Origin of the sequence: Phenylobacterium sp. (genome assembly GCF_035569475.1) — a bacterium.
Classification (GTDB): Bacteria; Pseudomonadota; Alphaproteobacteria; order Caulobacterales; family Caulobacteraceae; genus Phenylobacterium.
This window is the reverse complement of record NZ_DATMNA010000044.1, coordinates 41,836-55,173: the sequence shown is the minus strand read 5'-3', so window position 1 is coordinate 55,173 and position 13,338 is coordinate 41,836. Positions and strand designations below refer to the sequence as shown.

17 protein-coding genes are annotated in these 13,338 nt (G+C 69.9%); 13 read left to right on the top strand and 4 right to left on the bottom strand.

Annotation, left to right across the window (positions count from 1 at the left end; all coding sequences use genetic code 11):
* The first annotated feature begins 50 nt into the window (after nt 1-50).
* The 4 genes from VNW53_RS07395 to VNW53_RS07380 all read left to right on the top strand — a co-directional run bounded on the left by VNW53_RS07395 (nt 51) and on the right by VNW53_RS07380 (nt 5,145).
* Complete coding sequence (locus VNW53_RS07395; RefSeq protein WP_325554641.1) at nt 51-1,277, top strand: acyl-CoA dehydrogenase family protein; 1,227 nt, start codon at nt 51-53, stop codon at nt 1,275-1,277.
* Nucleotides 1,278-1,360: 83 nt separating this feature from the next.
* Complete coding sequence (locus tag VNW53_RS07390; protein ID WP_325554639.1) at nt 1,361-2,554, top strand: acyl-CoA dehydrogenase family protein; 1,194 nt, start codon at nt 1,361-1,363, stop codon at nt 2,552-2,554.
* 236 nt (nt 2,555-2,790) lie between these two features.
* Nucleotides 2,791-3,996, top strand: a complete 1,206-nt coding sequence (locus tag VNW53_RS07385) for an acyl-CoA dehydrogenase family protein (RefSeq protein WP_325554638.1) — start codon at nt 2,791-2,793, stop codon at nt 3,994-3,996.
* Between the two features lie 60 nt (nt 3,997-4,056).
* A complete protein-coding gene (locus tag VNW53_RS07380) occupies nt 4,057-5,145 on the top strand; it encodes an acyl-CoA dehydrogenase family protein (protein ID WP_325554637.1) in 1,089 nt (362 codons plus the stop codon).
* Between the two features lie 325 nt (nt 5,146-5,470).
* Here the strand turns inward: VNW53_RS07380 and VNW53_RS07375 are convergent, their stop codons facing one another.
* Together VNW53_RS07375 and VNW53_RS07370 are read right to left on the bottom strand one after the other, a co-directional pair.
* Nucleotides 5,471-5,863 (bottom strand): endonuclease domain-containing protein, encoded by a 393-nt coding sequence (locus VNW53_RS07375; protein ID WP_325554635.1) that lies wholly within the window; start codon nt 5,861-5,863, stop codon nt 5,471-5,473.
* 184 nt (nt 5,864-6,047) lie between these two features.
* Nucleotides 6,048-6,725, bottom strand: a complete 678-nt coding sequence (locus VNW53_RS07370; protein WP_325554634.1) for a hypothetical protein — start codon at nt 6,723-6,725, stop codon at nt 6,048-6,050.
* A gap of 124 nt (nt 6,726-6,849) precedes the next feature.
* Here VNW53_RS07370 and VNW53_RS07365 point away from each other — a divergent pair, with 124 nt between their 5' ends.
* The 4 genes from VNW53_RS07365 (at nt 6,850) to VNW53_RS07350 (ending at nt 9,121) form a co-directional block, all read left to right on the top strand.
* Nucleotides 6,850-7,431 (top strand): DUF2059 domain-containing protein, encoded by a 582-nt coding sequence (locus VNW53_RS07365; RefSeq protein WP_325554633.1) that lies wholly within the window; start codon nt 6,850-6,852, stop codon nt 7,429-7,431.
* 107 nt (nt 7,432-7,538) lie between these two features.
* Nucleotides 7,539-7,808 (top strand): hypothetical protein, encoded by a 270-nt coding sequence (locus VNW53_RS07360; RefSeq protein WP_325554631.1) that lies wholly within the window; start codon nt 7,539-7,541, stop codon nt 7,806-7,808.
* Between the two features lie 49 nt (nt 7,809-7,857).
* Entirely contained in the window at nt 7,858-8,442 is a 585-nt protein-coding gene (locus VNW53_RS07355; protein WP_325554629.1) for a DUF1003 domain-containing protein, read from the top strand.
* Between the two features lie 145 nt (nt 8,443-8,587).
* On the top strand, nt 8,588-9,121 hold the full coding sequence (locus tag VNW53_RS07350) for an FxDxF family PEP-CTERM protein (RefSeq protein WP_325554627.1): 534 nt from the start codon (nt 8,588-8,590) through the stop codon (nt 9,119-9,121).
* Nucleotides 9,122-9,179: 58 nt separating this feature from the next.
* On the opposite strand, the gene VNW53_RS07345 is transcribed toward VNW53_RS07350, so the two are convergent.
* A complete protein-coding gene (locus tag VNW53_RS07345; protein ID WP_325554625.1) occupies nt 9,180-9,389 on the bottom strand; it encodes a hypothetical protein in 210 nt (69 codons plus the stop codon).
* A 118-nt stretch (nt 9,390-9,507) separates the two neighbouring features.
* On the opposite strand from VNW53_RS07345, the gene VNW53_RS07340 reads away from it, so the two are divergent.
* The 5 genes from VNW53_RS07340 (at nt 9,508) to VNW53_RS07320 (ending at nt 12,674) form a co-directional block, all read left to right on the top strand.
* Nucleotides 9,508-10,002 (top strand): FKBP-type peptidyl-prolyl cis-trans isomerase, encoded by a 495-nt coding sequence (locus VNW53_RS07340; RefSeq protein ID WP_325554623.1) that lies wholly within the window; start codon nt 9,508-9,510, stop codon nt 10,000-10,002.
* A 142-nt stretch (nt 10,003-10,144) separates the two neighbouring features.
* Nucleotides 10,145-10,303: a hypothetical protein gene (locus VNW53_RS07335; RefSeq protein WP_325554621.1), complete on the top strand. Its 159-nt coding sequence runs from the start codon at nt 10,145-10,147 to the stop codon at nt 10,301-10,303.
* 80 nt (nt 10,304-10,383) lie between these two features.
* Nucleotides 10,384-10,575, top strand: coding sequence for a hypothetical protein (locus VNW53_RS07330; protein WP_325554619.1), 192 nt, complete (start codon nt 10,384-10,386; stop codon nt 10,573-10,575).
* Nucleotides 10,576-10,649: 74 nt separating this feature from the next.
* The gene (locus VNW53_RS07325) at nt 10,650-11,699 is read left to right on the top strand and encodes an amidohydrolase family protein (RefSeq protein WP_325554617.1); all 1,050 of its coding nucleotides are present in this window, start codon (nt 10,650-10,652) and stop codon (nt 11,697-11,699) included.
* Between the two features lie 87 nt (nt 11,700-11,786).
* Nucleotides 11,787-12,674, top strand: coding sequence for an alpha/beta hydrolase family protein (locus tag VNW53_RS07320; protein ID WP_325554616.1), 888 nt, complete (start codon nt 11,787-11,789; stop codon nt 12,672-12,674).
* Nucleotides 12,675-12,751: 77 nt separating this feature from the next.
* Here VNW53_RS07320 and VNW53_RS07315 read toward each other — a convergent pair whose 3' ends face one another.
* Nucleotides 12,752-13,213: a hypothetical protein gene (locus VNW53_RS07315; protein ID WP_325554614.1), complete on the bottom strand. Its 462-nt coding sequence runs from the start codon at nt 13,211-13,213 to the stop codon at nt 12,752-12,754.
* Between the last annotated feature and the right edge of the window lie 125 nt (nt 13,214-13,338).

Here is a 13,338-nt window from a genome sequence, read left to right as displayed (position 1 = left end):
GGCCGTGGTCCCCGACGAGTTCTGACGTTTTTCCAAGGCGAGATTTCCCGATGGCCGATTTTGGGGCGGATGTTGGCGGCGACACCGAGGCCTTCCGGGCCGAAGCCCGGGCGTGGCTCGACGCGAATTTTCCCGAGAGCTTCAGGCGCGACCCCTCGCGGCAACTGGCCCTGGCCGCGGGCCTGGCCGACGACGAGAGCGCCGACGCCAAGGCCTGGCGCAAGGCCATGGGCGACAAGGGCTGGGGCACCCCCACCTGGCCGGCGGAGTACGGCGGCGGCGGCCTCTCGCGCCAGGAGGCCCGCGTGCTGCAGGAGGAGATGGCCCGCATCGGCGCCCGCAACCCGATCGGCGGCATGGGCGTGATGATGTTCGGCCCGACCCTGATCGAGTACGGCTCGCCCGAGCTGAAGGCCCAGCACCTGCCCGGCATCATCAAGGGCGAGGTGCGCTGGTGCCAGGGGTATTCGGAGCCGGGCGCTGGCTCCGACCTGGCGGGCCTGCAGACCCGCGCCGAGGACAAGGGCGACCACTGGCTGGTGAACGGGTCCAAGATCTGGACGAGCGGCGCCAATTTCGCCGACCGCTGCTTCTGCCTGGTGCGGACCGACACCGCCAAGAAGCACGAGGGCATCTCGTTCCTCTTGATCGACATGAAGGCGCCGGGCGTGGAGACGCGGCCGATCCTGCTGATCAACGGGACCTCGCCGTTCTGCGAAACCTTCTTCACCGACGTGAAGGTCCCGAAGGACCAACTCTGGGGGCCGCTGAACGGCGGCTGGACGATCGCCAAGCGCCTGCTGCAGCACGAGCGGGACAACATCTCGGCAGGACTGGGCGGCGGCAACATCGGCCAGGCGGTCCCGCTGCCGACCGTGGTCGAGGCGGCGCGGGACTATGTGGGCCTGGACGAGGACGGCCGGATCGCCGACGGCGACCTGCGCCGGCGGATCACCGAGCACCTGATGGAGACCCGCAGCTTCCAGCTCACCGTGCGCCGGGCGGCGGACGAGGCGAAGTCGAACCAGGGGCCGAGCGCGGCCACCTCGATCATGAAATACGCCGGCGCCAAGATCGCCCAGGACCGCAACGAGCTGCTGTGCGAGGCCATGGGCAGCCAGGGTCTCGGCTGGTCCGGCGAGGCCTATTCCCAGGCCGAGCTGGCGGCGGTCCGCACCATGCTGCGGTCCAAGGCCAACTCCATCGAGGGCGGCACCTCGGAGATCAATCTGAACGTCGTGTCCAAGCGCGTGCTGGGCCTGCCCGACCCCAAGTAAGGGGAGACTCCAACCCGTTGCATTTTCGTGTTAGGCTAAACCTTAAGATAATGAAAAGACTAGATATTTAGGGAGAATTGCAGATGGCCGATTTCGGCGGTTCCGAACTGGACGCCTTCCGCGCCGAAGCGCGTGAATGGCTCGAAGCCAACTTCCCCAAGTCGCTCGCCCACGCCCAGACCGCGATGATCCCCGGCGGCGAAAAGCCGACCGGCGACGCGCTCCTCTGGAAGCAGCGGATGGCCGACAAGGGCTGGGGCGCGCCGACCTGGCCGACCGAGTACGGCGGCGGCGGGCTCACCGGCGCCCAGGCGCGCGTCCTTTTGCAGGAGATGGCGCGGATCGGGGCGGAGAACCCGGTGGCCGGGATGGGCACCTCGATGTTCGGCCCGACGCTGCTGGAATACGGCACCGAGGCCCAGAAGCGCCGCCACATCCCGCCGATCGTGCGCGGCGAGCTGCGCTGGTGCCAGGGCTATTCCGAGCCCGGCGCCGGGTCCGACCTCGCCAGTCTTCAGACCAAGTGCGAAGACGCCGGGGACCACTGGAAAATCAACGGCCAGAAGATCTGGACCAGCGGCGCGCAATGGGCCGACTGGTGCTTCTGCCTGGTCCGCACCGACACCTCGAAGAAGCACGAGGGCATCTCCTTCGTGCTGATCAATATGCATCAGCCCGGCGTGGAAACGCGCCCGATCAAGCTGATCGCCGGCAACTCGCCCTTCTGCGAGACCTTCTTCACCGATGCCCGCGCCGAGAAGGACGACATGGTCGGGCCGCTGAACGGCGGCTGGACGGTGGGCAAGCGCCTGCTGCAGCACGAGCGCTCCGGCCAGGGCGGCAGCCGGATGATGGCCGGCCTGCCGGTGGACGAGTTGGCCAAGAAATACGTCGGCGTCGACGACAGGGGCCGCATCGCCGACCCGGACCTGCGCACCCGCATCGCCAAGCACCAGATCGACGCCAAGGCCCACGCGCTCACCATGGCCCGCGCCGCGGCCGAGGCGAAGGGCAACGTCAACCCGTCGGCCACCACCTCGGTGATGAAGAATTCGGGCACCTGGATCGGCCAGGAGAAGGCCGAGCTGACGCTGGAGATCCTCGGCCACCAGGGCCTGGGCTGGAGCGGCGACGACTTCTCCGACGACGAGATCCAGGCAGTGCGCGGCTGGCTGTCCGGCAAGGCCACCACGATCTTCGGCGGCAGCCAGGAGATCCAGTCGAACATCGTCTCCAAGCGCATCTTGGGTTTGCCGGACACGACGCAGAACGGCTGAAAGAGAGGCGAGCCGAACCCTCGGTTCCTCCCCCGTAGCGGCAGCGTGCGGGGGAGGTGTCGCCGAAGGTGACGGAGGGGGCGTTGGGGCCGCGCGTCGGCAGCGCCCCCTCCACCACTTCGTGGTCCCCCTCCCCCGCGTTGCGGGTGAGGTTTTGGAGGGACTCCACGCGGCGGTGGTGAGCGCGTAGAGATCGTTGATAAGTTACCCGCGGATAAGGGATGGAGCGAATTTGAATGGCTGATTTTGGCGGTACGGACCTTGAGGCCTTTCGCGCGGAGGCGCGGGCCTGGATCGAGGCCAATTTCCCCGCCTCGCTGAAGGGCAAGCCGAACCCGATGATCCGCGAGGAGCGCGCGACGCCCTCGGCGGACCAGGAGGCCTGGCGCAAGGCGATGGGCGACAAGGGCTGGGGCGTTCCCACCTGGCCGGCGGCCTACGGCGGCGGGGGTCTTTCGCCGGCGGAAGCGCGGGTTGTCCAACAGGAATTGAACCGCGCCGGGGCCTATAACCCGATCGGCGGCATGGGCGTGATGATGTTCGGCCCGACCCTGCTGGAGTACGGCACGGAGGCGCAGAAGCAGGAGCACATCCCGCCCATCGTCAGGGGCGAGATCGCCTGGTGCCAGGGCTTCTCCGAGCCGGGCGCCGGATCGGACCTCGCGTCCCTGCAGACCAAGGCGGTCGACAAGGGCGATCACTTTGAAATCAATGGCCAAAAAATCTGGACCAGCGGCGCGCAATACGCCGACTGGTGCTTCTGCCTGGTGCGCACGGACAGCACCAAGAAGCACGAGGGCATCTCCTTCGTGCTCTTCACCATGCACCAGCCGGGGGTCGAGGTGCGGCCGATCCCGCTGATCGCCGGCTCCTCGCCGTTCTGCGAGACCTTCTTCACCGATGCGCGGGCCGAGAAGAAGGACCTGGTCGGGCCGCTGAACGGCGGCTGGACCATCGCCAAGCGCCTGCTGCAGCATGAGCGCTCGGGCCTCACCGGCGCCGGCGGCGGCCTGGGCTCGGGCGGCCGGTCGCTGGAGGACCTGGCCAAGGAATATGTCGGCGTGGACGAGCAGGGCCGCATCGCCGACGCGGACCTGCGCACCCGCCTCGTGGCCAACGCCATCAACTTCCGCGCCTTCCAGCAGACGGCGGTCCGGGCGATGATGGAGGCCAAGGGCAACGCCGGGCCCTCCAGCGCCACCTCGATCATGAAGAACGCCGGCACCCAGCTGATCCAGGAGCGTCACGAGATGACGCTGGAGATCATGGGGCACCAGGGCCTGGGCTGGGAGGGCGAGGACTTCACCGCCGAGGAGCTGGGCGCCGTGCGCGGCTGGCTGTTCGGCAAGGCCTTCACGATCTTCGGCGGCAGCCAGGAGGTGCAGTCGAACATCGTCAGCAAGCGCATCCTGGGCCTGCCGGACCTGACGCAGAGCAAGTGATGAGCCGCTGCCGGCGCACGGAATTTCGAAACCAACAAGCATTTCACGAGGACCAACAACATGGCCGTTCTGAGCGAAGAACAGAGCATGCTGCGCGACGCAGCCAAGAGCTGGGTGCAGGAAAAGAGCCCCGTCACCGCCTTCCGCAAGATGCGCGATTCCGGCGCCGAGCTGGGCTATGACGTCGCCGCCTGGAACGAGATGGCCGAGATGGGCTGGGCCGGGGTGATCATCCCGGAGGAGTACGGCGGCTCGAACTTCGGCTACCTGAGCCTGGGCCTGATCCTGGAAGAGCTGGGCCGCACGCTCACCGCCTCGCCGCTGCTGGCCTCGGGCCTGGCCGCGGCCTCGGCCCTGGTGCTGGGCGGGTCGGACGCGCAGAAGTCGGAGTGGCTGCCGAAGATCGCCGAGGGCGCGGCGGTCGGCGCGCTCGCCATCGACGAGGGCCCGCACCACAACCCGGAAAAGGTCGCCACGGAATTCAAGGGCGGCAAGATCACCGGCAAGAAGACCTTCGTGCTCGAGGGCATGGCCGCCGACGTGCTGATCGTCTCGGCCAAGGGCGCCGACGGCATCGGCCTCTACCTCGTCAAGGCCGCCGGCCCGGGCGTCAGCCGCCACCGCCTGGCGCTCGCCGACTCCCGCGGGGCCGCCAACATCGAGTTCAAGGACGCGCCGGCCGAGCCGCTGACCGGCGGCGCCGCGCTGGTGGAAAAGGTCCTCGACCGCGCCCGCGCCGGGATCGCCGCCGAGATGCTGGGAAGCGCCGTCCAGGCCTTCGAGACCACCCTCGACTACCTGAAGGTCCGCGTGCAGTTCGGCCAGGTGATCGGCTCCTTCCAGGCCCTGCAGCACCGCGCGGCCAAGATGTTCACCGACCTGGAACTGTCGCGCTCGGCGGTGGAAGCCGCGCTGGCCGCCATCGACGCCGACAGCCCCGACACGCCCGAGCTGGTCAGCCTGGCCAAGGCCAAGATGGGCGACACCTTCCACCTGGTCTCCAACGAGATGGTCCAGATGCACGGCGGCATCGGCATGACCGACGCCCACGACGCAGGCTTCTACCTGAAGCGCGCCCGGGCGGCGGAAGCGGCGTTCGGCAACCAGGCGTTCCACCGGGACCGGTACGCGCGGATCCAGGGGTACTGAGGCCGGGCCGCGCTTGGCGCGGCTTGAGCTGGTTGTGAGTTAGGGGAAGCCCCGCCGGCGGTGACGTTGGCGGGGTTTTTTCTGTGCAGCTAGACCTCTCCTCAAAACCTCCGCCAGATTGCCGCTCTGGCGCCGGGCTTCGTCAAGGACGAGGGCGAAGCCTTCGCCCCGGCGCGGCGCGCGCCCCCTCTGTCAGCTACGCTGACACCTCTCCCGCTTCGCAGGGGAGGAGCGGGCCTCCCCGTCCCTTCTCCCCTCGCGGGAGAAGGTGTCGCCCGAAGGGTGACGGATGAGGGGGAGGTTGGCGCCCTCCCCGAAGTCCCCCTCATCCGTCAGGCATTCGCCTGACACCTTCTCCCGCGAGGGGAGAAGGGGGTTCGGTGGCGGCCAGGATGCGGGTGATGACACGTTCGTCGCGGCCGAGGATTTCGCGGACGCTGAAGCGCAGGGTGCGGAAGCCGGCGCGGGCCAAGCCCTGGTCGCGGAGGGCGTCGTGGGCCGGATCGTGGAACGGGCCGTCGGCCTCGACTATCAGGCGATGCGGGAAGCAGACGAAATCGAGGACATAGGGGCCGAGCGGGACCTGGCGGCGGAACTTCAGGCCGGTGAGGCGGCGGTGGCGGAGCAGCTTCCAGAGGGTGCGTTCGGCGAGGGTGGCGCGGCGGCGCAGGGCGCGGGCGTGGTTGGTGGTGGCGTCGCGGGGCCGTGGTTCCGACATCCGAGTCCCCCTCATCCGTCAGCTTCGCTGACACCTTCTCCCGCGAGGGGAGAAGGATGTTCGCTTTTTGTTCCGACTTCAAGTCCAACACGCTATCCGGCGTGGATGCCGCCGTCCCCGCCTCGCACGCCTGCCAAGGACTGGCCGATCCCGCCGATGGATCAAGAGTCAGCGGCGCGTCGCCCTACCGTCGGCGGTGCACCGTCAGCCGGTCGCGCTTGCCGGGGAACTGGGGGATGGCGAACTGGCCGGCGGGCTCGAAGCCCTCGTCCAGCAGGTCGAACAGGGCCTCGTCGCCGGTGACGCCGCCGCGGTCGTAGCCGATCAGGGCCAGGCAGCGGCCGGGCCGCATGGCGCGCGCGGCCTCGGCCATCCAGCCCTCCTTCTCCGAGGGCCAGGAGCAGAAGACGTTGCGGTCCGGATAGGCGCGCACCGCCTCGACGGCGCCCAGGGGCTCGATCTGCGTCCACCGCGCGGGGCCGAAGGCGTACTGGGACCCGCCGGCCGGATGCAGGTCGGTCGCCACCACGTCCCCGCCGGCCGCCTTCACGGCGCAGGACCAGTAGCCGGTCCCCGCGCCCACCTCGACCAGGGGCGACAGCCGCACGAGGCCCGCCACCGCCTCGGCGCAGGGGATCGAGAACCCCCAGCGGCGGGTGAAGGCGCCGCGGGCGCGGCGCATGTCCTGCGGCCGATCCTGGCTGTCCTCCCGGAAGCCGAACCCGCGGATGGCCGCGGCGTCCGGAAAGCGCCCGGAGGTCACCCACGCCTCCATGCCGCGCAGGGGCGACGCTGCGAGGACGGCGTCCTCGGCCCGGCGCAAGGTCTCCAGGGCCGCGGCGGCCTTTTCAGCGTCGTCCATCGGCCCAGCCTAGGGATGGCCGACGGCAGGCGTCACCTGGATTCTGGGGATGGTGGGGGATTTGCGGGAATGGCCTCGACGCTCGAAATCGCATAGCCTCGCGCCCGCGACCAAGGGGTGAACCATGAAGCGCATGCGAATTGGGGTTGTGGCCGTGGCCCTGTTGGCCGCCGCTTCCACGGCGATGGCCCAGCCGCCGCCGGCGCAGCCCGCCCCCGATCCGCACCGCCTGCAGCTCGCCCGCGAGATCATGCAGGCCAACGGCGGCGCCGAGGCGTTGCAGGCGCGCTTGAAGAGCATGTTCGGCTCGATCGCCAAGCTGACCCAGAGCATGATGCCGGCCACCGCCGCCTCGCCGCAGGGCGCGGCCATGGCGAACGCCTTGATGAACCACATGGAGGAGGAGGAACTGAAAGCCGCCTCCGCCATGATCGACGACCTCGCGACGGTCTATGCCGAACACCTGACCGTGCCGGAGTTGCAAGACCTGCTGGCCTATACGCGGAGCCCGAGCGCCCAGTCGATCCGCGCCAAGATGCCGGCCATTTCCGAAGAGCTGCTGCTGCGCCAGGCGCCGCTCATCAAGCGGATGACGTCCAGCGCGGTGAAGACAGCGGTCGAACGCACCTGCGAGGAGTCTCACTGCACGCCCGAGCAGCGCCAGGCCCTGAACACGGTCGTTGAGAAGGTCGCGCCGGGGTCCTGATCCCCGGGGGGCGAGAGGCCCCCCGGGGCCCCCTTGCGGAGCCAGAACGCTGTTGTCGCGTTGGGTCAGCCAGGCTTCCCGCTCCGGGGCGCCGCACGGAGACTCCCATGCGCCTGACCCTTGCCGCGACTGCCGCCCTCACCTGCCTGGCGCTGGGCGCCTGCTCGCAGAAGACCCAAAACGACGCCGCCGCGGCGGGCGACCACGCCGCCGTCGCCGCGGACCGGGCCGGCGACGCCACCGCCTCGGCCGCGCATGACGCCGCGGTCAACACCTCCGCCGCCGTGAACAGCGCCGCCGCCGAAACCTCCGCCGCCGCGGCCAAGGCCGGCCGCAAGGCCGACGCCGCCGCCGACGCGGCCGCCAAGCAGAAGTAGCCCGGCGCATCTCGCGGGGTGAAACGCCCGGCTCGGGCGTTGTAGGCGCATGACGAACTTGAACGACGCGACCTTCGCGGGCGACGACCCGCTGATGCCCGCGCACATCGAACAGACGCTGCAGGCCATCGCGCGGCTCCATCTGGAGCATCACCGCGGGGCCACGCCCTGGCAGCGCACCGTCGATCGGCTGACGCGGTTCTTCGGCCGTCCGCGGTTCGCCGCCATGCTGGTGGCCTTCCTGGCGGCCTGGCTGGCGCTGAACCTCGCCCTGCTGGTCACCCGCGGCCGAACGTTCGATCCCCCGCCGTTCTCCGCCTTGCAGGGCCTGGCGACGGGCGTGGCCCTGTTCATGACGGTGTTCATCCTGATCACCCAGCGGCGGAGCGACCAGCTCAGCGAACTGCGCGAGCAACTGACCCTGGAGCTGGCCCTGCTGTCCGAGCAGAAGGCTGCCAAGATGATCGAGCTTCTGGAGGAGCTGCGCCGCGACATGCCCAATGTGGTCAACCGCGTCGACGGCGAGGCCGAAGCCCTGGCCAAGCCCGCCGATCCCGAGGCGGAGCTGGTGGCGCTGAAGGAAAGCCAACTGGACCCCGCGGACGAGGCGCCGGCGCCGGAAGAGCCCGCCTAGCCGGCTGCGGGCGCGCGCTGTGGCGTTCCCGCAGCCGCCGCGCGAAAAACAACGGCTCGACCACAAGAAACATACCGAATGCTGGAACCGCGCTCTGCAACCGACAGTTTTGCGCGCGGGAAATCCTTCCCCCTAGGGATGCAGCATGAAATCCTCCCCCTTCGCCGCCGCAGTCGCGGCTGTCTTGCTTGCCGCCGCCGCCACCCACGCCTCCGCCGCCCAATCGATCAGTTTCGCTGCGACCGCGCCTGACGGCTCGTTCACCGGCATGTTCGGCAATACGGCGATCGCGGGTGGCGCGTTCACCGACACCTTCAACTTCAGCATGCCGACCGGTGTCGCCGGCATCACCATTTCGTCGAACTTCACCACCGACCAGATGAACAATATCGACTTCACCTCGGTGACCTTCGACGGCCAGGCCCTGAACGTCGGGTCCACGGGCCAGGTCGAGTTCCGCTCCCTGGTCGGGGTTCCGGTGACCAGCGGGCCGCAGCAGGTCGTGGTCAGCGGCACGAGCGGCGGCAACGGCTCCTACGCCGGCACGCTGTCCTTCGCCCTGCCGACCGCGGCCGTGCCGGAACCGGCCTCCTGGGCCCTGATGATGCTGGGCTTCGGCGGAGCCGGCGGCCTGATGCGCTCGCGCCGCCGCGCGCTGCAGCCGGCGGGTCTCGCCTAGAGCTCGGACGCCGAGCCGCCCTCCTCCTCGCGCGAGCCGGGGAGGAGGGCGATCAGCGCTACTTCTTCGGCTTGTCCGCGGGCTTGGCGGCGTCGGCGGGCTTCGCCGCGTCGTTCGAGGCCGCGGCCTTGGCCTTCTTCTTGTGATGCACGGTCTTGTGCTTTTCTGGCGGGTTCGGAATGGGCTGCATGGTGCCGGACTGCGCCAGCGCCGTGCCCGCCATGAACGCCGTGGCGACGAACGCCAGGCCGAGCGTCTTGAGTTTCATGTCCTTCGAGCCTCCCTTTGGCCGTCCGGGCCCGTCCTGGCGCGGACTCAACCTGGCTGACGGTAGTCCAGTCCGGCGCGGCTGTGGAGATGGTCCGCGAACCGCCTATAGTCGGCCCATGCGCCGACCCCTTTCCGCCCTCGCCCTGACCCTGGCCGCCGGCCTCGGCCTCGCCCACGCCCACGCCGCCGCGGCCCAGGGCCCGGCCGCGGGCAGGACGGTGACCCTGCCGGGCCTCAGCTACCAGGTGCTGGCCTCGGGCCCGGCCGGCGGCGCCCATCCGACGCGGGCCGACAGCGTGATCATGCGCTACGTCGGCCGGCTGGAGAACGGCGAGGTGTTCTCGACTTCGCCCGGCGAGGGGGCCGGGACCTCGACCTTCGCGGTGAACGGGGTGATCCCCGGCATGAGCGCGGCCTTGCAACTGATGCGGGTGGGCGACCATTGGCGGATCACCATGCCGCCCTATCTGGCCTATGGCCCGGGGCGGCCGTTCGCGCAGGCGACCTCCGGACCGCAGGCCCAGGCGATCCAGAAGCGCGGCATCCCGCCCGACGCCACCCTGATCTTCGACGTCGAGCTGACCGCGATCGCTCCGCCCAAGGCGCCCTGAACGGGCCGAATCCTCCGTGGACGCTACGCCACCGTAGCCCTTGCGCCGCAGGCGCGGACGTGGCCCCTTAGCCGGAACTGTCGGCGGCGTGAGTCAGCGCGGACGAGAACCGGCAGGGTGAGGTGGCGTGGACGGGGCGAGGATGGAACCACCTCAAGGCGAGAGCGAGGACCGGCCGCCTGCGAAGCGGTCGAGCCGAATCCTCGGCCTGCTGGCGGCCGTGGGGTTCTCCATCGCCATGTGGGCCTTCATCGGCATGGCGGTGCTGGGCCTGGTGCTGAAGGTGTTCGCCTCGCACTGAAGCCCGGCACGGGTTTTGAAACTCTCCGCAGCGTTGAGCCGTAACGTAACAGTCGGCTCCATCAACGCCGGAGACACGAGATGGCCCTTGCCGCAGTTGTCGCGCGTACCAGCCAGAACGGCATGGAGTACCTTGTCCGGGACACCGGACGCGCCGAATGGGCGCTCAGCGCCCAGGCGGCGGCCCGCTTCCAGACGTTCCGTGACGCCACCCGCGCCGCCATGCGCCTGCCCAGCAGCCTCAAGGCCTACGCCCTGCCCGCCGAAAGCTAGACCCGTCTTGCGGAGCGGCGGGACGATGGGCTTAGTGCCGCCCGCACTCTGAACTCAGAGGCGGGAGCGACTGCATGGCCGAAGAGATCCTGGAGCCCGATCTGCCGATCGTGGATCCGCACCACCACCTGTGGGACCGCCGCAACTACGCGCCGCCGGCGGCGTCCGGGGCGCCGGCCGGGCCGGAGCATCCCTTCGTCACCGCCATCGCCGAGGCCCGCCGCTACCTGCTGGACGAGCTGATCGCCGACACCCAATCCGGGCACAATGTCCGCGCCACGGTCTTCGTGGAGTGCGGGGCCATGTACAAGGCCGACGGCCCCGCCGAGCTGCGGGGGATCGGCGAGACCGAGTTCGTCAACGGCGTGGCGGCGATGAGCGCCAGCGGGACCTATGGCGACTTCCGCGCCTGCGCCGGCATCGTCTCCAAGGCGGACCTGTTGCTGGGCGACGCGGTGGCGCCGGTGCTGGAGGCCCATGTGCGGGCCGGCGGCGACCGCTTCCGCGGCATCCGCAACTCGGCGTCCTTCGATGCGGACAAGGCGGTGCTGGGGCCGCTGAACCGGGTCGAGGCGGGGCTCTATCTGTCGGACCAATTCCGCGCGGGGTTTAAGCGCCTGGCCCCCATGGGCCTGTCCTTCGACGCCTGGCTGCTGGAGCCGCAGTTGCCGGACGTCATCGACCTGGCGCGCGCCTTCCCCGACACCACGATCGTCCTCGACCATGTGGGCACGCCGCTTGGGCGCGGCGCCTATGAGGGGCGCCTTCCGGAGCGGTTCGGGATCTGGCGCGACAACATCCGCGAACTCGCCAAGTCGCCCAAGGTCGTGGTGAAGCTGGGCGGCCTGGCCATGGCCTTTTGCAACTTCCCCTCGTTCCTGGCCGAGCCCCGGGCGCCGTCGGCGCAACTGGCCGCCGAATGGGCGCCCTATGTGGAGACCTGCATCGAGGCCTTCGGGGCGGACCGCTGCATGTTCGAGAGCAACTTCCCCGTCGACATGGGCGCCTGCGACTACCCGACCCTGTGGAACGCCTTCAAGCGCATCGCCAAGGGGGCGAGCGCCGAGGAGAAGGCCGCCCTGTTCTCCGGCACGGCGACCAAGGTCTACCGGCTGGAGATCTAGGGACCGGCGGGCCAGCCGGAATTGGGGCGGAGGGTTCCCGAGGCGGCTGGGCCGTGGTTTTGTGTACGTCGTAAATCGGAGGGCGAGATGAAGCGTAGGATCCTGTTGGCGGCGAGCCTGTTGATGCTGGCCGTCGCGCCGCAATGGGCCGAGGCCAAGGCGGCGGCGCATCCCGCCATCCCCGCGGCGATCTTCACCGATCCGCCCGCCGACAAGGCCAATCCCCCGCGCATGGAGGTGCTGCACATCCCGAGCGGCGGGGTGGAGATCAACGGCGTCGCCTACCTGGCCGGCGGCGCAGGGCCGCATCCGACGGTGGTCCTACTGCACGGCCTGCCGGGCAACGAGAAGAACCTGGACCTCGCCCAGGCGATCCGCCGGGCCGGCTGGAACTGCGTGACCTTCAACTACCGCGGCTCCTGGGGCAGCCCGGGGACCTACAGCTTCCGCGGCAACCTGGCCGACGCCAAGGCGGTGCTGGCCTATGTTCGTGCGCCCGCCAACGCCGCCAAGCTGCAGGTCGACACCGGCAAGCTGGTGATCGCCGGCCACTCCATGGGCGGCTGGGTGACCGCCATGACCGCCGGCGGCGATCCCGGCCTGGCCGGCGCGGTGATGATCTCGGCGGCCGACATGGGCCGCCTGGCCGCAGCGCCGCCGGCGGCGCGGCTGTCCATGGCGCGCGACAACATGGAGACCCTGGCCGGGGTCACGCCGGAGAGCATGGCCCAGGAGATGGCGACCTTCCGCGACACCGGCTTCGCCCAGGCCGCCCCGGGCCTGGCCAGGATGCCGCTGCTGGTCCTGACCTCGGACGACGGCCTGGCGCCGATGAGCGACGCCCTGGTGGCCGACCTGAAAAAGCGCGGCGATGTCCGCGTGACCGCGATCCACCAGGCCACCGATCATAGCTGGAGCGGCAAGCGCATCGCGCTCGAGGCGGCGGTGGTCAACTGGCTGCAGGCGCTGAAGTGATCCCAGGCGCCGCTGAGCCCGGCGACGGCCGGGACGCAGATCTCAAGGCCGGGCGGCGGCCTGGATCGGCTCCGAGCCTATAGGACCTGGGCCGGAGTCATTCCATCCGGGTCCCGGGCTTCGCCGGGATGGGCGGGCAGGAACCCGGCCGCCTCGTCCTCGCGGCGGCGGTAGAGGCGCACGTCGCCCTGCATCACCTGGCGGAAGCGGGCGATGAAGACCGGGGCGGCGGCCAGCAGCACGCCCGCCATGTCGGCGAACATGTGCGAAGCCGAGATCTCCTGGCCGAGGAAACAGGGGGCGATGCCCACGCCGAGCACCACCCACATGGCCACGATGGCGATGTCGGCGCGGCGCACGAAGGGCAGCAGGCCGTAGGCGCCGGCGGTCACGCCGTAGAAGGTGAGCGCGTCGACCGTCAGGTCCTCGGGCAGCACCACGTTGCGGATCGACAGCGGCGAAACCAGCACGATCGCGCAGACCAGCACGATCACGGCGCAGGCCAGCCGCATCATCCGGAAAGGGGCGATCGAAAGCACAGGCGGAAGGTCCCGTTAGAATTGCTGCTGCCGGCTCTAGGCCCTGCCCCCTCAATTCAAGGTGAAATTTCGTGGTTAGCGAGGGCTGAACCGGCCCGGCCCGCGGCTTTGCGCGGCCTGCCGGG